Below are 22,935 nucleotides of genomic sequence, written 5' to 3'. Positions count from 1 at the left end.
TCAGCTCTCGCTCTCGTCTGGCGATACCGTCTCTGGCGACGCGACGTTGCGGCCGGCCCCGCTCCGTCCATCGGCGGGCGCACCCGCGCCGCGCGGCGTTTCCCGGGAAAAGCGGTCGAGCGAGGAAATGACACCGCGGATGACGCGGATTTCGGTAGCGCTGAAGGCCGGCCGCGTCAGAACCGCCCGCAGGTTGTCAACGAGCTTCGGGCGCTTGGCGAGCGGCCGGAAATAGCCCCGCGAATCGAGCGCTTCTTCCACATGATCGAATAGTCCCTGCAGATCGGTCTTGGTCGCCGGCTGCTGTGGCAGCGCCTGAAAGGATGTCTGGTCCTCCGAGACCATGGACGTCTTCATCCACTCGTACGACATCAGCAACACGGCCTGCGCGAGATTGAGCGAGGCGAAGGCCGGATTGACCGGAAACGTCACGATCTCGTCGGCCAGCGCGATCTCCTCATTGGTGAGACCGGTGCGTTCACGACCGAAGAGGATCCCGGTCTTCTCGCCCTTGGCAAAACGGCCGCGCAGCGTTTCCGCCGCCACGCCCGGCGCACGCACCGGCTTATAGCCGTATCGGTCACGCGCCGTCGTCGCATAGACGAAATTGAGGTCGGCAACGGCCTCCTCCGTGGTCTCGTACAGCTTGGCCTGATTGATGACATGGTCGGCCCGGCTGGCGGCGGCCTGCGCCTTCTCGCTCGGCCAGCCGTCGCGCGGGTTGACGAGACGCAGTTCGGCCAGCCCGAAATTCGCCATCGCCCGGGCAACCATGCCGATGTTCTCGCCGAGCTGCGGATGGACCAGAATGATCGCCGGTCCCTCCGCCAGAAGCGGACGCTCACTGTTCGTACCTGCCATATCGTCCCCATTCCAAGCGGTGCCGCATCCGAAACGGCTCCCGTCACATGTCGCCGCTTCGTCGCACAGATCGGCCGGTTTTGAAAGACGGGGCCTACTGCGCACCCTGCGCGGCGATGGCGGCAAGTTCGCCCTTCAGCGAGCCCTGCTCGCCGCCGCGCAGGATATCGTCGATAACGGGATGCCCGTTTTCCTCGACGACGATGAAATGCAGCTCGGCGGGCTTCCGGTCGCCCGGATCTTCAAGGCAGGAGATATTGTCGAAGGTAACAGCCACATCGGCACGCCCGGTCACGGGTGCTGCCGGCACGATCTTCACGTCCTTCAGCGAGCAACTGTCCTGCCCGCTGACGATCGGGTCGTAATCGAGTGGCGAATCGCCATCCTCAAAAGCGGGAAAACGCGTCGCATCCTTGTAGACACGTACGAAATCCTGGCTGTAGATCCGCTTCAGACGCTCGTCATCGAAATAGTCGCGCGGTTCCCCGACCGGATTTTCCGACCAGCCATTCTGCGCTTCCGCCATGATTTCCTTGACCGGCGCCGCGACATCGGCGGCATGTGCCGCCGTGCCGGCGAGGGCAAAAAGGGTACAGAGAAGGGTTCGTTTCACGCGCGGCTCTCCTGATGCGGCCCCGGCTTGGTCGGCGGGGATGTCTGTGGCGCGTCCCCCGCCTCTAGCTCCGGCTCCAGCCGCGACAGCGTCAGCGCGATCATCTCCAGGCCGACGAGGGACGACTGCCGCGATAGGCGGAAATGACGGCGCTTGCGCGGCAGCGCCATCCGCTTCGTCAAAAATAACGCGCCACCCTTCGCCTCGATCCGGTCGACGGCGGCCAGCGCCTCCGCCACCAGCGGCACCATCTGCGCGGACGGGAGGCCGCCTTCGTCTGCTTCCCCTGCGCCGACGACGTGGAAGTCCAGCCCGTTGCGGGACGGATCGGCCGCGAGCCCGCCGGCAAAGGTCCGCGCCCAGTAGGTCGCCGTCATCAAAGTCATCAGCGTTTGCCGCACGACGCCCGGCCGCGTCACCAGTTGCCAAGAGGATCCGAGCGGCCGGACGACCGAGGAAAGTTCGGCATAGGCCCGCTCCAGCACCTGCGACCGGTGGATCAGATCGAAGCCGCTGCGCCCTTCCGCGGCATCCGTCAACAGGCGCCGCAGCGCTGTGCACCAGCGGTGAAGCGCCTCGCCCGCCAGCGTTTCCGTCCGTGCAGGAAAGACCAGAAAGGCCACCGCCAACCCCGCGAGCGAGCCGATGACCGTTTCTTCGAGCCGTAGGATCAGCACCTCCGGCGTCAGGCTGCCGATCAGGCTGTAGACCAGCGCCAGCACGATCGACACAAAGAAGGTCATGGCGGCATAGGAGATGGCCAGGAGGTAGAACGCCAGAAAGACGCAGACAGCGGCGAGAACGAGAATCACCGGCGTCATCGTCTGCAGCAGGCTCGCTGCCACGAGACCGACGGAGATGCCGAACAGCGTCCCGATGGACCGCTGGACGGCCCGCATCGCCGTATCCCCGCGGGATCGCGTATTGGTAAAGACGAGGAAGGCCGACAGCACCGCCCAGAACCATCGCTCCCGCGACAGCATCAGCCCGAAAACCATGGCAAGGGCGGAGGCGAGCGTGATCTGGATGGCCGTGCGCACCGCCGGGTCGGAGAGGGTGAAGCCTGCCAGCTTGAGCCCGACCGCTCCAGCATTGTCCGGCGCCTCCATCCCTCGCGAAACATCCGGCGCCGCCACGAACCGCTGCACCGCAACGGCAAGCCGCCGCCGCACAGCATCGAGCGACAGGCAGGCATCGATCGTTTCCTGCAGATAGATGTCGTCCGGTGCCGATCGCGCGGCATTGCGGGCCAGCCGTTCCACCCGCTCCCGCGATCCAACACGCAGGGCGGCAACCAGCCGCGCCGGCGGAAAAGCCTGCCGCGAGAGAACGACGAGGCTCTCGGCCGCGACATGCAGTTCGAAGAGGCAGATCGTCACCGCGATCCGGCGCGGATCGTCCCGTTCCGCATCGTGTCGCCCGTCCGTCTCGGGCCGCGCCGGCACGAAGCTTTCCGCCATCAGCACGGCATCCTTCAGCCGCTCCACCTGCCGATCCATCTGCCGCCGGTCGCGCTCGTCGATCCCGCCGGTCGTCGCGGAAATCCGGGCGAGGATGCGATCGACCCGCGTTTCCACCGCCACCACCGCCCGACCGAGATCGACCCGCCAGTCGTCGGCCAGGACGAAGCGGCGGACGCCCTGCCCGACCAGAAGCGCCGTCAGCGGCCCCAGCGCCGTTGCCGGCAGGTCGCCGAGGTCGGGCCGGAGATAGGCGCCGATGAAGTAAGACATGAAGGCGAACATGCCGAGCGCGAAGCCGCGCGGCCCAAAAGTCCTGGCGTAAGTGGCCAGGAAGATCAGCACGAGGAAGGCGAGATCGGAGGCGAGCCGGTTCCCTTCCAGAAGCGCGGCAAGCCCCACGACGCCGATGCAGACGCCGCAGCCCATAAGCCGCGTCGCGAACTGCTCGCGCATCGAGGCGTCCTTCACCGACAGGCCGCTCTGGATCGACAGCGTGATGGCCAGCGCATAGGCGGCCTTCGGTAGAGGAGCGACGAGACTGTGAAACGCTGCGAGAAGACCGACGGACAGGCAGACGCTCAGCGTCACCCGCAGCCCGGTGCGCAGCCGCGAAAAGGCGGGATCGTTGGCGAGCAGCCAGTCACGCAGGGAAAAGACATCCATGGCCATGTCGTATCGACGCTCGATCCACTGTTTTCAAACGATAAGATCGCGAAAGTCGCATAAGTTTTAACGCCCGCCGCTTTGCCTCGGGCCTTGCCAATGCTATAGCGCCACCTATCGTCCGTTCCGCAAACGGGGCATCCGTTATTTCCAGCCCCACTCCAAGCTACGAGGCACGTATTCATGAGCAAGATCAAGGTCGCCAATCCCGTCGTCGAACTCGACGGCGACGAGATGACCCGCATCATCTGGCAGTTCATCAAGGAAAAACTGATCCACCCCTACCTGGACATCGACCTTGAATACTACGATCTCGGCATGGAAAACCGCGACGCCACCGACGACAAGGTGACGATCGACGCGGCCAACGCCATCAAGAAGCACGGCGTCGGCGTCAAGTGCGCGACAATCACCCCGGACGAGCAGCGCGTCGAGGAATTCGGCCTGAAGAAGATGTGGAAGTCGCCGAACGGCACGATCCGCAACATTCTCGGCGGAGTCATCTTCCGCGAGCCGATCATCTGCAAGAACGTGCCGCGCCTCGTTCCCGGCTGGACCAAGCCGATCATCGTCGGCCGCCACGCCTTCGGCGACCAGTACCGCGCGACCGACTTCAAGTTCCCCGGCAAGGGCAAGCTGACGATGAAGTTCGTCGGCGACGACGGCACGGAAATCGAACACGAAGTTTACGACGCACCGGCCGCCGGCGTGGCCATGGGCATGTACAACCTCGACGAATCGATCACCGATTTCGCCCGCGCATCGCTGAACTACGGCCTGCAGCGCGGCGTTCCGGTCTACCTGTCGACCAAGAACACCATCCTCAAGGTCTATGACGGCCGCTTCAAGGACATCTTCCAGGAGGTCTTCGAAAAGGAATTCGCAGACAAGTTCAAGGAAGCCAAGATCTGGTACGAACACCGCCTGATCGACGACATGGTCGCCTCGGCGCTCAAGTGGTCGGGTGGCTACGTCTGGGCCTGCAAGAACTATGACGGCGACGTCCAGTCCGACATCGTGGCCCAGGGCTTCGGCTCGCTCGGCCTGATGACCTCGGTTCTGATGACACCGGATGGCCAGACGGTGGAAGCCGAAGCCGCACACGGCACGGTGACGCGCCACTACCGCCAGCACCAGAAGGGCGAGGAAACCTCGACCAACTCGATCGCCTCGATCTTCGCCTGGACGCGTGGCCTCGCCCATCGCGCAAAGCTCGACGGCAATGCCGAGCTGACAAAGTTCGCCGACACGCTGGAGCGCGTCTGCATCGAGACGGTCGAGGACGGCTACATGACCAAGGACCTCGCACTCCTCATCGGTCCCGACCAGCCCTGGCTCTCCACCACCGGTTTCCTCGACAAGATCGACGAAAACCTGGGTAAGGCCATGGCCGCCTGATCCGGCACAAAACCCGACGGCATGCATCGAACCCGGCTTTACAGCCGGGTTCTTTCGTTTCATCACTTGGTCATACTACACGCAGCGCTCTTACCCGGCGTAAGACATCCTCCCGCGAGACACCGATGACCACAAGCCTCACCCAGCAGACGATCCGCCCCCTCGAACCGCAGGATCGTACGCAGTGGGAACCGATGTGGCGCGCCTACCTCGCCTTCTACGAGACGACGCTCCCGGAGGCCCAATACGATCTCACCTGGCAGCGGCTGCTGGACGCCTCCGAGCCCATGCATGCGCTCGGCGCCTTCGATGCGAACGACCGCCTCGCCGGCATCGCCCACATCATCTTCCACCGTTCCTGCTGGCTTCCGGAGAGCACCTGCTACCTCCAGGACCTCTTCGTCGACCCCACCAGCCGCGGCGCAGGCACCGGCGGCGCCCTCATCGAAGCCACCGCCGATCTCGCCCGCGAGAAACAAGCCGGCCGCCTCTACTGGCTGACCCAAGACCACAACACCACCGCCCGCCGCCTCTACGACCGCGTCGCGGCGGCCTCGGGGTTTGTTCAGTATCGCAAGCCGCTTTAGCCACCGGAGCGAGGCGGCGCTGTCAAGGCTTTGAACATGGGCGGTTGCAAGCGGCTCCGATACGTGGTCCGCTTGATCGGCTGCCAAACTGGGCAACAGGCGGAGCAAATTTCTGGCGAGACGGCAGGCACGCTGCCGACAAAAACTCTGCCTCTATCTTCACCGATGCGGTTTCAGAAGCGACGCCTGTCAGGTCAAAAGACAGGTCTCAGCCCGAGGACTTGGGCTGGCTAGAGTCCGGGTCAAGCCCAGAATGACGGAGAGGTGGATGGACCGCCCGTTATCATCGGGCCCTTACAGAAGAAGCTTTTGCGGTTTTCGCTTTTTCTCATCGGAAACGATGAGCCAGAAACCGTCTGAAAGCTCCCTGCGGCTGAACAGCTTGTATGACCAAAGCGCCCCAGGGCGATCATCACGTACACTCAAGAAAATGCGAGCGCGCTGTCGTCAGCGCGCCCTCAAACAAGCTCGATCAAGCAGCAGCCGCAATATCCGCGATCGCCTGCGCGACCGCTTCGATGGCGTCGGCGGCGAGGGTGCCGTCGGGGCCGCCGGCCTGGGCCATGTCGGGACGGCCGCCGCCGCCTTTGCCGCCGAGGGCGACGGACGCGATGCGGACGAGATCGACGGCGCTGTGCGCCTTGACGAGGTCTTCGGTCACGCCAACGACCGCGCTGGCCTTGCCGTCATCGGCCACGCCGATAAAGGCGACGATGCCGGAGCCGAGGCTCTTCTTGCCATCGTCGGCAAGGCCCTTGAGGTCTTTTGGATCGACGCCGGTGACGACCTTGCCGAGGAACTTGATGCCGCCGATCTCGCGCGCCGCATCCGTGGAGCCGGCAGCACCGCCGCCCCCGAGCGCCAGCTTGCGCCGCGCATCCGTCAGTTCGCGCTCGAGCTTGCGCCGCTCGTCCATCAGGCTCTCAACGCGGCCGATGACGTCGCCGGGCTGGACCTTCAGCGTGGAGGCCAGCGTCTTCACGCGCTCATCCTGTTCCGAGAGATAGCCGAGCGCCGAGACGCCGGTCAGTGCCTCGATGCGGCGTACGCCGGAACCGACGGCGCTTTCGCCAAGGATTCGCACGAGCCCGATCTCGCCCGTCGCACCGACATGCGTGCCGCCGCAGAGCTCGACCGAATAGGGACGGCCGGCCTTCGTGCCGCGCACGCCCTGCCCCATCGACACCACGCGCACCTCGTCGCCATATTTTTCGCCGAACAGCGCCATAGCGCCCTCGGCAATGGCGTCGTCGACGCTCATCAGGCGTGTCGTCACAGCCGTATTCTGGACGATAATCTCATTGGCCATGTCCTCGACGATCTTCAGCTCTTCGGCCGTCATCGGCTTGGGGTGCGAGACGTCGAAGCGCAGGCGCTCGGGCGCGACCAGCGACCCCTTCTGCGCGACATGGGTGCCCAGAACCTCGCGCAGCGCCTCGTGCAGCAGGTGTGTCGCCGAATGATTGGCGCGGAGCCGGCCGCGGCGGGCGTGATCGACGGTCAGCGCCACGGCGTCGCCAGCCTTGATCGTGCCCTCATCGACCGTCGCGATGTGGACGAACACGCCCTCGCCGCGCTTCTGCGTGTCGGTCACGCTCAGGCGTGCGCCGTCGGAGGTAATGATGCCGGTATCGCCCATCTGGCCACCGGATTCGCCGTAGAACGGCGTCTGGCTGACCACGATCTGGACGGTTTCGCCGGCCGATGCCGACTCGATCAGCGCCCCGCCGCGCACTAGCGCCTGCACGACGCCTTCGGCCGTCTCCGTGTCGTATCCGAGGAACTCGGTTGCGCCGAAGCGATCCTTCAGCTCGTACCAGATGGTTTCCGTCGCGGTATCGCCGGAACCGGACCAGCTGGCGCGCGCTTCGGCCTTCTGCCGCTGCATCGCATCGTTGAAGCTTGTGAGATCGACGCCGATGCCACGGCCGCGCAGCGCGTCCTGCGTCAGGTCGAGCGGGAAGCCGTAGGTGTCGTAGAGCTTGAACGCCGTCTCGCCATCGAGCGTATCGCCCTTGTCGAGCGTCGCCGTCGCGTCGGCGAGCAGGCCGAGGCCGCGATCGAGCGTCTTGCGGAAACGGGTTTCCTCAAGCTTCAGCGTCTCCGAAATCAGCGACTCGGCTCGCACCAGTTCCGGATAGGCACGGCCCATCTCGCCAACCAGCGCCGGCAGCAGCTTCCACATCAAAGGTTCGCGGGCGCCCAGCAATTCGGCATGGCGCATTGCCCGGCGCATGATGCGGCGTAGCACATAGCCACGGCCTTCGTTCGACGGCAGCACGCCATCGGCAATCAGGAAGGCGGAGGAGCGCAGGTGGTCGGCGATCACCCGATGGCTGGCGCGCCGGTCGCCCTCGGCCTTGACGCCGGTCGCTTCCTCGGAGGCCGAGATCAGCGCGCGGAAAAGGTCGATATCGTAATTGTCATGCTTGCCCTGCAGCAGCGCCGCGACGCGTTCCAGGCCCATGCCGGTGTCGATCGACGGGCGCGGCAGGTCGAGGCGCTCTTCCTTCGTCACCTGCTCATACTGCATGAAGACGAGGTTCCAGATCTCGATGAACCGGTCGCCATCTTCGTCCGGCGAGCCTGGAGGTCCACCCCAGATATGATCGCCGTGGTCGTAGAAGATTTCCGAGCACGGACCGCAGGGGCCGGTATCGCCCATGGCCCAGAAATTATCGCTGGTCGGGATGCGGATGATGCGGTCGTCGGAGAGGCCGGCGATCTTCTTCCAGAGGCCGAACGCCTCGTCGTCGGTGTGGTAGACCGTCACCAGCAGACGCTTGGCATCGATGCCGAATTCCTTCGTAATCAGGTTCCAGGCAAGCTCGATGGCGCGTTCCTTGAAATAATCGCCGAACGAGAAGTTGCCGAGCATTTCGAAGAAGGTGTGATGGCGCGCGGTGTAACCGACATTGTCGAGGTCGTTGTGCTTGCCGCCGGCGCGCACGCATTTCTGCGCGGTCGTGGCGGTGGAAAACGGGCGCTGCTCCAGACCGGTAAAGACGTTCTTGAACTGGACCATGCCCGCATTGGTGAACATCAGCGTCGGATCGTTGCGCGGCACGAGCGGGCTCGACGGCACGACCGTGTGGCCGTTCGTCTTGAAATAGTCGAGGAATGTCGACCGGATCTCGTTTACGCCGCTCATGTCTGGTCCTTCGTCCCTGCGCTACCCTGGCTGCTGCTAACGAGCGGCTCCGGGCGGTATCGATTGTTCACGTCCACGCGCAAGCCGGTTCCATCATCGGAGCAGCAGGCATGCGCGAACCCGAGGCTTTTATCGTTCGCAGAAATGCCTGTCCAGCAGCATGTCCCGCAACAGGCGCCACCACGTGCAATCCTTCGCGCCCGCACGGATCGCCCATCACGGTCTGCACCGATCACACAGCAAAACGGCCGCCCCGGAAGGGAGCAGCCGCTCGACACAGGCATGGCCTGACATCAGAACCTGTCGAGCCTGCCTGAAGAGGCGCGCATGACGACAACGTCACGCACCTCGAGACTCTCTTCGCGCGTCCTAGCCCAGAGCGGCTTCGTCACCATCGCTGTCCGGCTCTGGACCGCCGTCTTCCAGGAACTTCTCGGCGATCAGGCCGGCGTTCTGGCGAAGCGACTGCTCGATCTCGCGCGCCGTCTCCGGATTGTCGCGCAGATAGGCCTTGGCGTTTTCACGACCCTGCCCCAGACGCTGGCTGTTGTAGGAGAACCAGGCGCCGGATTTTTCGACGATGCCGGCCTTGACGCCGAGATCGACCAGTTCGCCGGTCTTGGACACGCCCTCGCCATACATGATGTCGAATTCGACCTGCTTGAAGGGCGGTGCCATCTTGTTCTTGACGACCTTGACCTTGGTCTGGTTGCCGATGATCTCGTCACGCTCCTTGACCGCGCCGATACGGCGGATGTCGAGGCGAACCGAGGCATAGAACTTCAGTGCGTTGCCGCCCGTCGTCGTTTCCGGCGAACCGAACATGACACCGATCTTCATGCGGATCTGGTTGATGAAGATCACCATGCACTTCGACTTCGAGATCGAGGCCGTCAGCTTGCGCAGCGCCTGGCTCATCAGGCGGGCCTGCAGGCCGGGAAGGCTGTCGCCCATTTCGCCTTCGATTTCCGCCCGCGGCGTCAGAGCCGCCACCGAGTCGATGACGAGAACGTCGATCGCGCCGGAGCGGACCAGCGTATCGGTGATCTCAAGTGCCTGCTCACCGGTATCCGGCTGCGAAATCAGGAGGTTTTCAAGATCGACGCCGAGCTTGCGGGCATAGACCGGATCGAGCGCGTGCTCAGCATCCACGAACGCGCAAATGCCGCCGGTCTTCTGTGCCTCGGCAATGGTCTGCAGCGCCATCGTCGTCTTGCCCGAGCTCTCCGGACCGTAGATTTCGACAATGCGCCCTTTGGGAAGGCCGCCGATGCCCAGCGCAATATCCAGGCCGAGAGATCCCGTCGAAACGGTCTCGATCTCGACAATACTGTCTTTTCCACCGAGCTTCATGATCGATCCCTTGCCGAACGACCGTTCGATCTGGGAGAGTGCTGCTTCCAGCGCCTTGCTTTTATCCACCGATTTGTCCTCTACGAGCCGCAAAGAGTTCTGAGCCATTTCATCCACCTTTAGGTTATCGGGTCAATCGAGGCAATGAACCCGCCGCTGGTCTGTATGTACTCTTTTTGTTCTCATCCTGCAAGAGGCCTTCAACGCATTGACTCATCATTCGAATTCGAGCTGTGTTCCGTTCATGTTCTCCCCTGTGCATGTCATTGAAGTACAACCGTTCTCCCCTCCGTCCGGTCGAGCGAATCGGTTCGTAGGGGTTCTCGCACCAGGAGACATCGCATGAAGAACGTGGTCGTCTTCGGCGGCGCGCATATCGATCGGCGCGGTCGTATCGCCAGCACCACGACGCTCGGCGCCAGCAATCCGGGCCGCTGGTTCGAGGAGGCCGGCGGCGGCGGTTTCAACGCGGCACGCGGCATGGCGCGGCTGGGCCTGTCCGTCAGCATGGTCGCGCCGCGTGGCGGCGATGCGGAGGGGGAAACGGTGGCGCGTGCGGCGGAAGCCGCGGGCGTCATCGACCGCGCGTTCACCTTCCTCGACAGGCGGACGCCGAGCTACACCGCCATTCTGGAGGCGGACGGCAACCTCGTCGTCGCGCTCGCCGACATGGATCTCTACACGATGTTCTCGCCCCGCAGGCTCCGCCAGCGCGCGTTGCGCGATCTCGTTGACGAGGCGCATCTCGTGCTGGTCGATGCGAACCTGCCCGCCGAAACGCTGTCCGCCGCCCTTCGGATGGCGAAGGAAGCAGGTGCGCGGACGGCGGCGATCGCCATCTCTCCGGCAAAGGTCGAAAGGCTGAGGCCGGCCTTTCCCCATCTCGACCTTCTGTTTCTCAACGAGGCCGAGGCCGCCGCGATCGGCGGCGAAAAGAGCACGACGGCGGACGGCTGGCCGGCGATCCTGCGAGGCGCGGGCATTGCCGGCGGGGTGGTCACGCGTGGCGGCCGTGCGGCCGTTGCCTTCAAGGGCGACGCGGTCGCAACCGTGCGCCCCCCTGTCATCGAAGCCTTGGGCGACGTGACCGGCGCCGGAGATGCGCTGGCGGCCGGCTTCCTCGACGCCCTGATGCGGGGCGCGGCTCTCGGCGAATGCCTGCGCGCAGGCGTGGGTGCCGCCGCCGTGACCGTCCGCTCGCCGCTGGCGGTGGCAGACGATCTTTCTCCAGAACGGCTGGCGCAGGAATTGGACCTTGTGTCGCCTGCCGAAATCCTGTTTTCACAGCCTCATCACCGCATTGCCGAAAAGGATGCCCCATGACACGCCCCATCTCGCACGATCTGCCGATCGCCTATTCCTCCGAAGTCGCCGCCGCCAAGGCACGTGGCTCGGCCATCGTCGCGCTGGAATCGACCATCATCACCCATGGCATGCCCTACCCCGGCAATCTCGACATGGCCCGCAGCGTCGAGGCGATCATCCGTGACCAGGGCGCCGTTCCCGCGACCATCGCCGTCATCGACGGCACGCTGCACATCGGTCTCGATGCCGAACTGCTGGAAGCGCTGGCCCAGACCCGCGGCGCCATGAAGGTCTCGCGCGCCGACCTTGCCTTTGCTATCGCCGAACGCCGCACGGGCGCGACCACCGTCGCCGCCACCATGATCGCCGCCGCCCGCGCCGGCATCCGCGTCTTCGCCACAGGCGGCATCGGCGGGGTGCACCGCAAGGCCGAGGAGACCTTCGACATCTCGGCCGACCTCGAAGAGCTCGCCCGCACCGGCGTTATCGTGGTCTGCGCCGGCGCAAAGGCCATCCTCGATATTCCAAAAACCCTCGAAGTGCTGGAAACCCGCGGCGTGCCGGTCGTCACCTATGACAGCGACATCTTCCCGGCCTTCTGGTCGCGCGATTCGGGGCTGAAGAGCCCGCTGATGCTGAACAGCCCCGCCGCCATCGCCAACTTTCAGCGGATGCGCGACCGCCTCGGCATCGACGGCGGCATGCTGATCGCCAACCCGGTACCGGAGACAAGCGAAATTCCGCGCGACGAAATGGAGATCTATATTGCCCGCGCGCTCGACAATGCCGACCACGACAAGATCGTCGGCAAGGCGGTCACGCCCTATCTGCTGCAGAGCATCTTCGAGCTGACCGATGGCCGCAGCCTCGAAACCAACATTGCGCTGGTCGAGAACAATGCACGCCTCGCCGCCGAAATCGCCGTTGCGATGATGTGATACCCGGGGAACGAGGCGGCGTCATCATCGCGCCGCCTCATCCCGACATCGACCGCCCTACCGGCTGGCGTCGTTGAACAGGCCCGACAGGCTCCACGGGATATCGCCCTGCTGGTTGGCGATATCGTCCACCTTCCAGCCGCCATGCTCCCGCACCAGCGTGTAGTAGAGCGTCACCGGCCCGCCATTCTCGAAGCTCACCTCCAGCTCGGCCCTGTCGTCGATGATGATCGGCGGGCTGGTCGTCACCTTGCGCGCGCGTCCGTCATTGCCGGAGATCACCGGGTCGAAGTCGATCGCACCCACTTCGCCCTCCGGCGTACTGTCGCGGTCTGCCTGGAAACGCGCATTGAGCGCGTCCGAGAAGAAGGGCGTATAGGGCGACGGCGCTTCGGCGTCCGTTTCGTCGGGGTCGTAGCGGTAGAGCGCCTTGATCAGCGCCTCGGGTGTCCGGTAGGTCGCCGCAAAAGACGGCGCTGCGGCGAAAAGCATCAAAAGCGTGCTGAGCAGAAGCAGGGGAAGGCGCATGGACATATCCCATTCATTGCCGGCCGCGATTGGCCGAAGTCATGTCATTGGCGACGCTGCCAGATAGCCGCTCGGCAGCCACCTGATCCGAGCCGCATTTCGGGAGGGACCAGCGCGCGCCGAACATGAGATCAGCTATCCAGCATCTCGCGCACGGCCACCGCCAGCTGCTTCAGCGAGAACGGCTTCGGCAGAAATCCGAATTTCGCATCCGCCGGCAGGTTCCGCGCAAAGGCATCCTCGGCATAACCGGACACGAAAATGAACTTGAGATCGGGATAAGTCTTGCGCAGCTCGCGCAGCAGCGTCGGACCGTCCATTTCGGGCATGACGACATCGGAGACGACGATGTCCACCATGCCGTTCAGCTCTTCCATCACCTCCAGCGCTTCGACGCCGGAGCCGGCTTCGTAGACCTTGTAGCCGCGCGTCTCCAGCATGCGCTTGCCACCGCGGCGCACGGCCTCTTCATCCTCGACGAGGAGGACGATGGCGCTGTCGCCGGTGAGGTCGGTCGGCTCCTCTGCCTTCGGGGGGATCGAGGTGGCGAGCGTCAGCGGCTGGTCGAGAGCACCCGGCTCGCCGGACGCCGGCATCGTCTCCTCGATGAAGCGCGGCAGCAGGATGCGGAAGGTGGTGCCCTTGCCGACTTCGGATTCCGGATAGATGAAGCCGCCGGACTGCTTGACGATGCCGTAGACCATGGAGAGGCCGAGGCCCGTGCCCTTGCCGACTTCCTTGGTGGTGAAGAACGGCTCAAAGATCTTGTCGACGATCTCGGGCGGGATGCCCGTCCCCTCGTCGCTGACCTCCACGACGACGAAATCCTCCGCCGGAAGCTCGCGTCGGTTGAGCGCCGCCGCTTCTTCGGCAGGCATATTGCGGGTGCGGATCGTGATCGTGCCACCACTTGGCATGGCGTCACGGGCGTTGACCGCAAGGTTGATCAGCACTTGCTCGAACTGCCCGAGATCGGTGCGTACCGGCCAGAGGTCGCGGCCATATTCCACTTCCAGCTTCACATGCGTGCCCGTCATGCGGTCCACCAGCATGCGCAGGTCGCCGATGACGTCGGTCATGTTGAGCACGGTCGGGCGCATGGTCTGCTTGCGCGAAAAGGCGAGCAGCTGGCGCACCAGCACGGCGGCGCGGTTGGCGTTCCGCTTGATCTCCATCAGGTCGGCAAAGCTCGCGTCGGAGGGACGCGCCGAGAGCAGAAGATGATCGGAGGAGAGCAGGATGGCGGTCAGCACATTGTTGAAGTCGTGTGCGATGCCGCCGGCGAGCGTTCCCACCGCATTCATCTTCTGCGTCTGCGCCATCTGGGTTTCCAGCGCTTTCTGCTCGGTAATCTCGACGGCATACACGATGGCGGCCTCTTCCGGCGCCGGTTCGCTCTGGTTCGCGACGCTCTGGTCGATCACGGCATTGACGTAGAAACGGAAGAAGCGGTTCTCGTCGGTCGGGTGCGGCAGGTCGAGCGGCGCGATATCGCTCTGCCGGTCCTTGGCCGCCGCCAGCGCCTCCTGCAGGCGACCGCGTTCGGACACGCGCGCCACGCTCTCCAGCAGCGCCCCGCGCTCCATGTCGTCCTGCGACACCACGCCCGAAAACAGTTTTAGGAAGGGCGCATTGGTCCGCAGGATGCGGCCGTTGCCATCCACGGAGGCAATCGCCATCGGCGTGTTGTTGAAGAAGCGCGTGAAGCGGATGGCCGCAAGCGAGGCCGAAGGATCGGCTTCCTCGTCCACCGTGCGCGCCAGCACGATCGTCCGGCTTTCGCCGGGCGCACCGTCGCGGGCAGAGGAGACCCGGTGAACCATGCGCACGGCAAAGCTCTGCCCGTTCGATCGGCGCAGATCGAGGTCGAGCGTCTTCGTCTTGCGCAGGCCGGGATCCGCCTGCACCGACTGCACCAGCGCCAGTCCCTCGCCGGCCACCAGATCGGCGATCGTCATCGAGCCCGGCTGGAACTTGGTCAGATCGAGTCCGAGCCAATCGGCCAGCGTCGCGTTGATGTAGAAGATCTCGCCCTTCTTGCCGGCGGAGAAGAAGCCGGCCGGCGCGTGGTCGAGATAGTCGATCGCGTTCTGCAGTTCCTTGAAGAAACGCTCCTGATCGTCGCGATCGGCAGTGATGTCGGAGATCTGCCAGATATAGAGCGGATTGCGGTCGGCATCCTCAAGCGGCAGCACGCGGGCCTTCAGGCGAAACCAGTGCGCACCGGAGCCCGCCGATCCGCCAGCGGCACGCAATGGCTTCATCAGGCGGAATTCCTCGTGTCCGGCCTTGCCCTCACGCAGGCCGTTCGTCAGGCGGTAGATCGCCTCCGTCGCCTCGCGGTCACGCGAGAGGATGGTCTCCAGCGACTGCACGTCGTTCGCCTTGTCGGCACCCGTCAGCGCGCCATAGGCCGCATTGGCATAGACGATCCGGCCCTTTCGGTCGGTGATCAAGGTGCCCTCGGGGTGCCCGTCGAGAAAGGCGCGCGCGAGCTCGTCGGGGCGCGACTGCGGCATGACCTCGATGAAGCCGATGACGGCGGAAACCAGAAAAAAGATGCCGACCATCGCGAGGATGCCGAGAATGCCGAGCACCACCTCGTTGCCGAGCTGGTTCTTGAAGATCACGAAAGCCGCGGCCGAGGCGATCAGCACGATCGCCAGAAGCACGATGCGCAGCACGGTTCCCGGACGCGTTCCCCGATCGACGATCGGCATGCGATACTCGTCTGCCTGTCGCAGTTTCGTCATCAGGGTCCTCATTGCCCCGCCGCTTGAAATGGCCCGGCCCATGGAAGGTCCGCGCACGCGACGTCATTGGTCGATTCTCTTTATCAGCCGACGCCAGTCTGACAAAGCGTTCTCAAGGCGTCAGTGGGGCGAATTAACGCCGAATTCACAAGGAATCTCGGTATCGTAGCGTCTTGCCCGTCATTCGGCAGGCAAGGCTCGTTCCCCTTCCCGCCCTCGCGCCGTCGACAGACCGACAGGACGAAGACGCCCATATGTCAGCAGGCGTTTCCGACATTCCGTAGATCGGCCCGGATTTCCGCACGGCCATCTCTGGACGCGACAGGCGACCGCTCCATTTACCGGGACAACGCGTTCTCACGGCTTGTTTCCACCGGCAAAAAGACGTCAATTCCCAATTCCGCAGCGTCGCTTATGCGCTGCACCTAAAAGACGAGGAGAGCGAAGATGTTTGAAGATGTCGTCGGCAATAACGGCGGTCGGTTCATCATCGCGGCCGTGGCCGTCGCCGCGGGTCTGCTGGCTCTGGTGGCCGTCCTCTGGTTCATGCGCAATCGCGCATCCTCCCCCTTCATCCGCGGCGGCAAGAATCGCCAGCCGCGTCTTGCCGTCCTCGACGCCGCGGCGGTGGATACGCGCCGCCGGCTCGTGCTCGTGCGCCGGGATGATGTCGAGCACTTGATCATGATCGGCGGTCCGACCGATATCGTCATCGAAAGCCGGATCGTCGGCGCCAAGCCGCGACTGGACGCCTCCGAGGCTGGACAGACGGCCATCGCCGCGCCGCCCGCCACACAGCAGATCGCCGGCCAGCCCTCTGCCGCAAACCTTGCAGCACCTGCCCGCCCGGATGCCCTGCCCGCACCTGCCGCCCGCATCGCGCAGGAGCGTCGCCCGGAAGTCCGAACAGAACCAAGGCCCGAGCAGCGCGCTCAGTCGATGCCGGACCCTCGCCCGGCAGCACGCCCGACACAGCCGCCAGTCTCCAATATGGGGCAGGCGCTCTATGGCGACGACGCCATCGCGCCCCGACAGCCGCCGGCAACCCGCACCGCCGCACCGGCCCAGACAGCACCGCCGCAATCGCTCGCGGGTGCCGCCGCTCCGTCCGGGCGGAAGGCCCCCGAGGACATTCTCGAAGCCGCCCGCGCGCGTGTTCTCCCCCAGATCCCCGCGCCGGCTGCAGCCGCCTCTCCCGCCCAGCCGGCAGCCGCTGCTGCAAGACCCAAGCCGCCCGGCACCGAGATCGGCAACCGTGACGAAGGACGGGATTTCGAGCGCCTGCTCGACGCCCAGATCTCCGGCGACCTCGGCCGTCTGGCACCCGACTCCGCGCCCCGCGCCCCGTCCATCGAAGCACCCCGCCCGGCCCCGCGTAACGAGCCGACGCTTGAGGAGGAGATGAACCGGATGCTGAGCGAGATGGGGAACGAGCGCAAGCCATGATGGATTGCGCCGCGTAACAGGACGCCTTCCGACCTGGACTGGTCCCCTGACGCAAAAATGGCCGCCAAAGGCGACCATTTAGAAGATGTTCAGAATGCACGGCGTCCGAAAAAGGACGCTCACTCGTCGCGATAAACCTTCTCGCGGCGCTCGTGCCGTTCCTGTGCTTCGATCGACAGGGTCGCGATAGGGCGGGCGTCGAGGCGGCGCAGGCCGATGGGTTCACCGGTTTCCTCGCAGTAGCCGTAGGTGCCTTCGTCGATCCGCTGCAGGGCGGCATCGATCTTGGAGATCAGCTTGCGCTGACGATCGCGTGCCCGAAGCTCGATGGCACGGTCGGTTTCCGATGAGGCGCGGTCGGCGAGATCGGGGTGATTGGCGCTCTCTTCGGCAAGGTGGCCGAGCGTCTCGCGCGCTTCCCGAAGGATATCGTTCTTCCAGGCATTCAACTTGGCTCTAAAGTAAGCCCGTTGCTGGGAGTTCATGAATTCATCGTCTTCGGAAAGAACGAAGGTACCAAGATCGATCTTCTCACTCAACGCGTTTCTCCTGAAGAACATCTCATGCGGCGGGTCTATAGACCTATGAAGACTGTGTTTCAAGTCTCTGCGAACGGCGCACGCATATTTCAAATTGCTCGAAAACGAAGCTAATGGCCTCATATTTCACCAGAATTACAAGAACATGACAGGAAGGCGGCTGTCCGATACCGGATGGCCGCTGCACGACCGGAGGTTCGGACGTCCGCACAATGCAATCCGGCCGAAAAAAGAGGCAGTCTTTTTCGGTTAGTCCTCTCTGTCGCAACGTCGGAAGCCCGGCCCACGCTTGATCTTTGCCGACGGCCGGGAGACAAGGTCTGATCTCAGTCGTCCGGTGGCTTCCTCCATGTCTTCCGCAATATCCCAGCCAGCCCTGTTCCTCGTCCGCCATGCCCGTGCGGGGGGCCCAAGGGCTGGAGAGCGGGATTTCGACCGGACGCTCGATGAGATGGGCCGGGCGGATGCAGCCCGCATGGCCGCGACGCTACAGAAGCGCGGCTGGACGCTGGGCGATATCGCCTGCTCGTCGGCACGCCGCTGCCGCCAGACCGCCGATATTCTGCTCGGCACGACGCCGTCCGCTTCGATCTCATTCGAGGAGCCGCTCTATGACGGCGCGCTCGATGCCTATCTCGCCGTCATCGGTGACATCAAAGCGAGAGCCGGCGCCGGCGCTCCGTTGACCATCATCGGACACAATCCGGTTCTGGAGCATCTCGCCTGGGAGTGCCTCGGCTCGGCGACCGCCACGCGCGCTTTGCCCGCTGGCTTCCTGCCCGGCATGGTCATCGCCATCGCCCGCAAGCCGGACACGGCCTTAGACGAACTTCCCGGCCGGCTTGTCGAGGTCATGACCCCGTAAATCCAGATCTGCGAGCGATCTTTCCACGACACGTTGGGCGCGCCTGCCTTTCCCGCACGCGCGCGGCTCCCTATATCGCTTGCGGGCCGTCCGGTCCGGATGTCGCCTGATCTCAACGAAGGGAAGCCAAGCCGCGTGTCTTTTCTCACCCGCATGTCCGACGATGCGAAAATCGCTCTGGATACCCTGACGGATCGCGCCGCCGGGCTCGTCAATCCCTCGGTCCGCCTCGGCGTTACCGGCCTGTCGCGCGCGGGCAAGACGGTCTTCATCTCCTCCCTCGTCCACAACCTCCTGAATGGCGGGCGCCTGCCGGTGTTCGAACCCGTTCGCTCCGGCCGCGTGTCGAAAATACGGCTGGAGCCGCAACCCGACGATGCCGTGCCACGCTTCCAGTACGAGGATCATATCACGGCGCTGGTGCGAGATCGCATCTGGCCCGATTCGACGCGCGCCATCTCGCAGCTGCGCATCACGCTCGACTATGAAAGCGCAAGCGGCTGGAACCGCATGTTTTCGCCGGGCCGCCTGTCGATCGATATCGTCGATTATCCCGGCGAGTGGCTGCTCGACCTGCCGCTCCTCTCGCAGGATTATCGCACCTTCAGCGCCCAGACCGTCGCGCGCGCGCGCAGCGGCATTCGCCGCGAGCTCTCTGCCGAATGGCTGGCGCTCTGCGAAACCGCCCCGCCGCAGGCGGAAGCGGACGAGGGTCGCACCCGCGCGCTGGCCGAAGCCTTCACCCGCTATCTCCGGGCCTGCCGCACGGACGAGCGATCGCTCTCCACCCTGCCGCCCGGCCGTTTCCTGATGCCGGGCGATCTGGAGGGCTCGCCGGCGCTGACCTTCGCGCCCCTGCCGGACCTGCCCGACGGTCGCCCCGCATCCGGTTCGCTACACGCAATGATGGAGCGCCGCTACGAGGCCTACAAGACGCATGTGGTAAAGCCGTTCTTCCGCGAGCACTTCGCCCGCCTCGACCGCCAGATCGTGCTGGTGGACGCGCTGCAGGCGATCAACCGCGGCCCCGAAGCGCTGCTCGATCTCGAAAGCGCGCTGGCGGACGTCATGGGCTGCTTCCAGCCGGGAACGAACTCCTTCCTCTCCTCCTTCCTCACCCGCCGCATCGACAAGGTGCTGATCGCCGCCACCAAGGCAGACCACCTGCACCACGAAAGCCATGACCGGCTGGAGCGCATCACCGCGCGCATCGTCGCGCGCGCCATGGAGCGGATCGGCGGCAGTGGTGCCGGCGTCGAGGTCATGGCGCTCGCCTCGGTGCGCGCCACCCGCGAGGCGACCGTCAACCATGACGGCCACCCGCTGCCGGTCATCGTGGGAACACCCATCGCCGGCGAGCGCATCAATGGCGAGCTGTTCGACGGCGAGCGCAAGACCGCGATCTTCCCCGGTGACCTGCCGCGCGATCCCGACAGCCTGTTCCGCCAGATGGATGAGGAGCCCGGTCAGCATGTGCCGGAGGTCAATTTCGTCCGCTTCCGCCCGCCGCATATCCAGGAGACGGGCGGCGGGCTAAAACTGTCCGTTCCGCATATCCGGCTCGATCGGGCCATGCAGTTCCTGTTCGGAGACCGCCTCGCATGAGCGACCTTCCCCGCCGCCCCGCCGCCTTCACCGTCGAAGGAGAACAGCCAACGCCGCCGGAGACCCGCCGCGCGCCGGCAAGCTTCGGCGATGGCGTTGTCCTGACGCCGGATGCGGAAGACCCCTTCGCGGAAACGACGCTCTCTACGACCGTCGTTTCCGCGCTGGAGGAGCGCCGTCCGCGGCGGCGGTTCTCGCTGGCGAAGCTCGCGCTCGGTGCGCTCGGCGTCCTCGTCTCGCTCGCCCTCGGCCTCTGGATCGACAGCCTCGTGCGCGACCTCTTCACGCGCAACGACGCCCTCGGCTATGTCGCCATCGCGGCGGCGGCCATCGTCGTTCTGGCCGTGCTCGGCATCGTCGGCCGCGAGGTCCTCGGCCTGATGCGGCTCAATGCCGTCCAGTCGCTGAAAGAAGAGGTGGCCGCCGCTTTCGCCGCACCCGGCAACACGGTCGCCCGCAAGACCATGAACGATCTCGTCCAGCACCTCGCGGCACGTCCCGAGACGGCGAAAGGCCGCGAACGCCTGAAGGCGACCGAGGGCGAGATCATTGATGGTCCCCACCTGATCGAGCTCACAGAGCGCGAACTCCTGATGCCGCTCGACCGGCAGGCCCGCACGCTCATCCTCAACGCGTCGAAACGCGTCTCCATCGTCACCGCGGTCAGCCCGCGGGCACTTGTCGATCTCGGCTATGTCGTGTTCGAATCGGCCCGCCTCATCCGCGCCATGGCCGATCTCTATGGCGGTCGCCCGGGAACGCTCGGCCTCTTTCGCCTCATCCGCGACGTGCTCGCCCATCTCGCCGTCACCGGCTCGATCGCTGTGGGAGACAGTCTCGTTCAGCAGGTGCTCGGCCACGGCATCGCGTCGAAGCTCTCGGCCCGTCTCGGCGAAGGCGTCGTCAACGGTCTCATGACCGCCCGCATCGGCATCGCCGCCATGGACCTCTGCCGCCCCATGCCCTTCCGCGCCTTGAAGCGCCCCGGCATCGGCGACTTCATCGGCGACATCGCCCCCGGCCAGAAACGATCGACCGTGGACGACGTCTAGCCGTCCTTCGAGCCTGTGATGGCTTAGATCCCGCCATACCAGTCATAGCCGACATCCTCCCAGAACCCGCCCTTGCCCCCGCCATAGGGGGCGAGCGTCGATGCGAGTTCGATCGACTTGATGTATTTGGCCATTTTGTAGCCGAGCTGCCGCTCGACCCGCACGCGCAACGGCGCGCCGTTGGCGACCGACAGCGCCTGGTCGTTGCAGCCATAGGCAAGAATCGTCTGGGGGTGGCGAGCATCGAGAAGGTCGATGGATTCGTAATAGGGCGTCGGGCCGCCGAGTCCAAGATTCATGGCATCGTAACATTGGAAGACGACATAGCGGGCCTCCGGCTTAACCTTCGCCTGATCGAGAATGGTCGCGAGCGGCACACCGGTCCACTTGGCGATGCAGCTCCAGCCCTCGACGCAGTCGTGGCGCGTGATCTGCGTGCGCGAGGGCATGGCGCGTATTTCTTCGAGGCCGAGATCGAGCGGTTTCTCGACGAGCCCGGTGACGGGGAGCCGGTAGGTCGCGAAGGCCGTCGCCTTCAACGCGAGATAATCGGCCCCGTCTGGATCGGTCGAGCCGTTCGGCCGCTGACCCTGCCGGATTTCGGTGGCCGAAAACTCCGGCGCCAGCCTGTCACCCGCAAGCATGCGCTGGACGCGGTAGCTCAGGCTGTTTGCGGAGGCGAGCGTCTGGCGAACCGCGCTGTCGCCCGAGAGAACGCCGTCGAGCACGTCGCAGCCGGCAAGCGGCACGGTGGAGGCCGCGACGCCCGCGAGCGTCAGAAACCGCCGGCGGTTGGCAAGAAAGGTTCGGCTCATGATCTTGCTTCCTTCGCGGCGATTTCCGCAGGTGGCGCGGTGTCCCGCGTGCGATAGCGGCCTGTGATGATGGAGCGCAGCTCGTTCACCGGCCCCGCCAGCAACACCATGACGATGTGCACGACGAAGAAGAGAACGAGCGCAAGCATGCAGGCGAAATGCAGCGTCCGAGCGGTCTGTCGCCCGCCGAAGAGATCGAGCAGGAACGGCCAGGCGGCATTCATGGTCGGCGACATTGCAAGCCCGGTCAGAATGACCAGCGGAAACAGGACGAAGAGCACGCCGCCATAGGAGATCTTCTGCAGCACATTGTAGCGCCCGTCATGGCGAAACCTCAGCCGCGCATGGTCGCCGATATCGCGGGGTAAGTGGCGCAGGTCCTGCCCTGTCGGCAGCAGGTCGCGCCGTAGCCTGCGGGCGGCGATGGCGGAAACCAGCCAGACGAACAGCGTGAAGGCGAGCACCCAGGCAAAGAAGAAATGCACGACGCGGCCCGTCGCGAGATCCTGATAGGACGGCACCGTTGCCCAGGCGGGGAAGCCGCGATAGGCCGGGCTGTCCGCCGGCCCGCTCATGCCAAACACGCCGCTCGTGTCGAAGCTGTGCCCGAACACGGTCGTCCGCCCCTGCGGCTGCCCGTCGGGCCCATAGATCGCGTCCATCCGGAGCACGCTGTTGTCGAAGGCGAAGCCCGACTGCTTGCCGATATAGAGGGTGGGATGCGCGTTGAAGATCTGCAGGCCGCTCAGGAGCAGGAAGAAGAGCGCGACGGCCCATGCCCAGTGCGTCAGCCGTGTCAGTAGCCCATGGCGATAAATCAGCCGCCCTCCGCCTGCAGCGCCGGACGCGATCTCCTCAGGTGCATGCGTCATCGCTCGTCTCCCCGGCCCCGAATCGATTGCGCGACATCAGGCCACTGTTCAAAGGCACCGTGCAGGCCTGCCAGCGCTCTCATCAAGCCCGCGCTCCCTTCAAGATAGTGCGGGCGGCGCAAAACGAA

The 22,935-nt window shown here is 64.9% G+C and carries 18 protein-coding genes; 8 read left to right on the top strand and 10 right to left on the bottom strand.

Annotated features, from left to right (window positions below; all coding sequences use genetic code 11):
* From G8E10_RS17060 to G8E10_RS17050, 3 genes are all read right to left on the bottom strand, one after another.
* Positions 1 to 861, bottom strand: a complete 861-nt coding sequence (locus G8E10_RS17060; RefSeq protein ID WP_167130039.1) for an RNA methyltransferase — start codon at positions 859 to 861, stop codon at positions 1 to 3.
* A gap of 94 nt (positions 862 to 955) precedes the next feature.
* The gene (locus tag G8E10_RS17055; protein ID WP_167130038.1) at positions 956 to 1,474 is read right to left on the bottom strand and encodes a hypothetical protein; all 519 of its coding nucleotides are present in this window, start codon (positions 1,472 to 1,474) and stop codon (positions 956 to 958) included.
* Entirely contained in the window at positions 1,471 to 3,600 is a 2,130-nt protein-coding gene (locus G8E10_RS17050) for an FUSC family protein (RefSeq protein WP_167130037.1), read from the bottom strand. Before G8E10_RS17050 ends, G8E10_RS17055 begins: the two co-directional genes overlap by 4 nt.
* A gap of 183 nt (positions 3,601 to 3,783) precedes the next feature.
* On the opposite strand from G8E10_RS17050, the gene G8E10_RS17045 reads away from it, so the two are divergent.
* Together G8E10_RS17045 and G8E10_RS17040 are read left to right on the top strand one after the other, a co-directional pair.
* Complete coding sequence (locus G8E10_RS17045; protein WP_092933920.1) at positions 3,784 to 4,998, top strand: NADP-dependent isocitrate dehydrogenase; 1,215 nt, start codon at positions 3,784 to 3,786, stop codon at positions 4,996 to 4,998.
* A gap of 125 nt (positions 4,999 to 5,123) precedes the next feature.
* Positions 5,124 to 5,585: a GNAT family N-acetyltransferase gene (locus G8E10_RS17040; protein WP_167130036.1), complete on the top strand. Its 462-nt coding sequence runs from the start codon at positions 5,124 to 5,126 to the stop codon at positions 5,583 to 5,585.
* Between the two features lie 472 nt (positions 5,586 to 6,057).
* Here the strand turns inward: G8E10_RS17040 and alaS are convergent, their stop codons facing one another.
* Together alaS and recA are read right to left on the bottom strand one after the other, a co-directional pair.
* A complete protein-coding gene (gene alaS / locus G8E10_RS17035; RefSeq protein WP_110798981.1) occupies positions 6,058 to 8,736 on the bottom strand; it encodes an alanine--tRNA ligase in 2,679 nt (892 codons plus the stop codon).
* Between the two features lie 369 nt (positions 8,737 to 9,105).
* On the bottom strand, positions 9,106 to 10,197 hold the full coding sequence (gene recA / locus G8E10_RS17030) for a recombinase RecA (RefSeq protein WP_110727950.1): 1,092 nt from the start codon (positions 10,195 to 10,197) through the stop codon (positions 9,106 to 9,108).
* Between the two features lie 234 nt (positions 10,198 to 10,431).
* Here recA and G8E10_RS17025 point away from each other — a divergent pair, with 234 nt between their 5' ends.
* Together G8E10_RS17025 and G8E10_RS17020 are read left to right on the top strand one after the other, a co-directional pair.
* A complete protein-coding gene (locus G8E10_RS17025; RefSeq protein ID WP_167130035.1) occupies positions 10,432 to 11,412 on the top strand; it encodes a carbohydrate kinase family protein in 981 nt (326 codons plus the stop codon).
* Positions 11,409 to 12,332, top strand: a complete 924-nt coding sequence (locus G8E10_RS17020) for a pseudouridine-5'-phosphate glycosidase (RefSeq protein ID WP_110798983.1) — start codon at positions 11,409 to 11,411, stop codon at positions 12,330 to 12,332. The genes G8E10_RS17025 and G8E10_RS17020 overlap by 4 nt, the downstream gene beginning before the upstream one ends.
* A 57-nt stretch (positions 12,333 to 12,389) precedes the next feature.
* On the opposite strand, the gene G8E10_RS17015 is transcribed toward G8E10_RS17020, so the two are convergent.
* Both G8E10_RS17015 and cckA read right to left on the bottom strand, forming a co-directional pair.
* Positions 12,390 to 12,860, bottom strand: a complete 471-nt coding sequence (locus tag G8E10_RS17015; protein WP_167130034.1) for a YqhG/Tai3 family protein — start codon at positions 12,858 to 12,860, stop codon at positions 12,390 to 12,392.
* A 131-nt stretch (positions 12,861 to 12,991) separates the two neighbouring features.
* Positions 12,992 to 15,613 (bottom strand): cell cycle histidine kinase CckA, encoded by a 2,622-nt coding sequence (gene cckA, locus G8E10_RS17010; RefSeq protein WP_167130033.1) that lies wholly within the window; start codon positions 15,611 to 15,613, stop codon positions 12,992 to 12,994.
* Between the two features lie 447 nt (positions 15,614 to 16,060).
* Here cckA and G8E10_RS17005 point away from each other — a divergent pair, with 447 nt between their 5' ends.
* The gene (locus tag G8E10_RS17005) at positions 16,061 to 17,059 is read left to right on the top strand and encodes a flagellar biosynthetic protein FliO (protein WP_167130032.1); all 999 of its coding nucleotides are present in this window, start codon (positions 16,061 to 16,063) and stop codon (positions 17,057 to 17,059) included.
* A 119-nt stretch (positions 17,060 to 17,178) separates the two neighbouring features.
* Here G8E10_RS17005 and dksA read toward each other — a convergent pair whose 3' ends face one another.
* Entirely contained in the window at positions 17,179 to 17,598 is a 420-nt protein-coding gene (gene dksA / locus G8E10_RS17000) for an RNA polymerase-binding protein DksA (RefSeq protein WP_110798987.1), read from the bottom strand.
* 349 nt (positions 17,599 to 17,947) lie between these two features.
* Here dksA and G8E10_RS16995 point away from each other — a divergent pair, with 349 nt between their 5' ends.
* The 3 genes from G8E10_RS16995 (at position 17,948) to G8E10_RS16985 (ending at position 21,120) form a co-directional block, all read left to right on the top strand.
* The gene (locus G8E10_RS16995; protein WP_167130031.1) at positions 17,948 to 18,463 is read left to right on the top strand and encodes a SixA phosphatase family protein; all 516 of its coding nucleotides are present in this window, start codon (positions 17,948 to 17,950) and stop codon (positions 18,461 to 18,463) included.
* Positions 18,464 to 18,616: 153 nt separating this feature from the next.
* Entirely contained in the window at positions 18,617 to 20,068 is a 1,452-nt protein-coding gene (locus tag G8E10_RS16990) for a YcjX family GTP-binding protein (protein WP_167130155.1), read from the top strand.
* A complete protein-coding gene (locus G8E10_RS16985) occupies positions 20,065 to 21,120 on the top strand; it encodes a YcjF family protein (protein ID WP_110798990.1) in 1,056 nt (351 codons plus the stop codon). The genes G8E10_RS16990 and G8E10_RS16985 overlap by 4 nt, the downstream gene beginning before the upstream one ends.
* A gap of 23 nt (positions 21,121 to 21,143) precedes the next feature.
* On the opposite strand, the gene G8E10_RS16980 is transcribed toward G8E10_RS16985, so the two are convergent.
* Positions 21,144 to 21,935 (bottom strand): molybdopterin-binding protein, encoded by a 792-nt coding sequence (locus G8E10_RS16980; RefSeq protein ID WP_167130030.1) that lies wholly within the window; start codon positions 21,933 to 21,935, stop codon positions 21,144 to 21,146.
* Positions 21,932 to 22,807 carry a cytochrome b/b6 domain-containing protein gene (locus tag G8E10_RS16975; RefSeq protein WP_167130029.1) on the bottom strand — a complete coding sequence of 292 codons (876 nt, stop codon included), beginning with the start codon at positions 22,805 to 22,807 and terminating at the stop codon, positions 21,932 to 21,934. The genes G8E10_RS16980 and G8E10_RS16975 overlap by 4 nt, the downstream gene beginning before the upstream one ends.
* Between the last annotated feature and the right edge of the window lie 128 nt (positions 22,808 to 22,935).

This window comes from Ferranicluibacter rubi (assembly GCF_011603255.1).
Taxonomy (GTDB): Bacteria; Pseudomonadota; Alphaproteobacteria; order Rhizobiales; family Rhizobiaceae; genus Ferranicluibacter; species Ferranicluibacter rubi.
Note: the sequence above shows the minus strand (reverse complement) of the source record. Positions and strands in the feature narration are given on the sequence as shown.

Excerpts from the sequence above, each read along its gene's own strand:
- recA (WP_110727950.1), bottom strand. The coding sequence starts at position 10,197 with ATGGCTCAGAACTCTTTGCGGCTCGTAGAGGACAAATCGGTGGATAAA.
- G8E10_RS17020 (WP_110798983.1), top strand. The coding sequence starts at position 11,409 with ATGACACGCCCCATCTCGCACGATCTGCCGATCGCCTATTCCTCCGAA.
- G8E10_RS16985 (WP_110798990.1), top strand. The coding sequence starts at position 20,065 with ATGAGCGACCTTCCCCGCCGCCCCGCCGCCTTCACCGTCGAAGGAGAA.
- G8E10_RS17060 (WP_167130039.1), bottom strand. The coding sequence starts at position 861 with ATGGCAGGTACGAACAGTGAGCGTCCGCTTCTGGCGGAGGGACCGGCG.
- G8E10_RS16975 (WP_167130029.1), bottom strand. The coding sequence starts at position 22,807 with ATGACGCATGCACCTGAGGAGATCGCGTCCGGCGCTGCAGGCGGAGGG.
- G8E10_RS16990 (WP_167130155.1), top strand. The coding sequence starts at position 18,617 with ATGTCCGACGATGCGAAAATCGCTCTGGATACCCTGACGGATCGCGCC.
- G8E10_RS17005 (WP_167130032.1), top strand. The coding sequence starts at position 16,061 with ATGTTTGAAGATGTCGTCGGCAATAACGGCGGTCGGTTCATCATCGCG.
- alaS (WP_110798981.1), bottom strand. The coding sequence starts at position 8,736 with ATGAGCGGCGTAAACGAGATCCGGTCGACATTCCTCGACTATTTCAAG.
- G8E10_RS16995 (WP_167130031.1), top strand. The coding sequence starts at position 17,948 with ATGTCTTCCGCAATATCCCAGCCAGCCCTGTTCCTCGTCCGCCATGCC.
- G8E10_RS17015 (WP_167130034.1), bottom strand. The coding sequence starts at position 12,860 with ATGCGCCTTCCCCTGCTTCTGCTCAGCACGCTTTTGATGCTTTTCGCC.
- G8E10_RS17050 (WP_167130037.1), bottom strand. The coding sequence starts at position 3,600 with ATGGATGTCTTTTCCCTGCGTGACTGGCTGCTCGCCAACGATCCCGCC.
- G8E10_RS17040 (WP_167130036.1), top strand. The coding sequence starts at position 5,124 with ATGACCACAAGCCTCACCCAGCAGACGATCCGCCCCCTCGAACCGCAG.
- G8E10_RS17045 (WP_092933920.1), top strand. The coding sequence starts at position 3,784 with ATGAGCAAGATCAAGGTCGCCAATCCCGTCGTCGAACTCGACGGCGAC.
- G8E10_RS17025 (WP_167130035.1), top strand. The coding sequence starts at position 10,432 with ATGAAGAACGTGGTCGTCTTCGGCGGCGCGCATATCGATCGGCGCGGT.
- G8E10_RS16980 (WP_167130030.1), bottom strand. The coding sequence starts at position 21,935 with ATGAGCCGAACCTTTCTTGCCAACCGCCGGCGGTTTCTGACGCTCGCG.
- cckA (WP_167130033.1), bottom strand. The coding sequence starts at position 15,613 with ATGACGAAACTGCGACAGGCAGACGAGTATCGCATGCCGATCGTCGAT.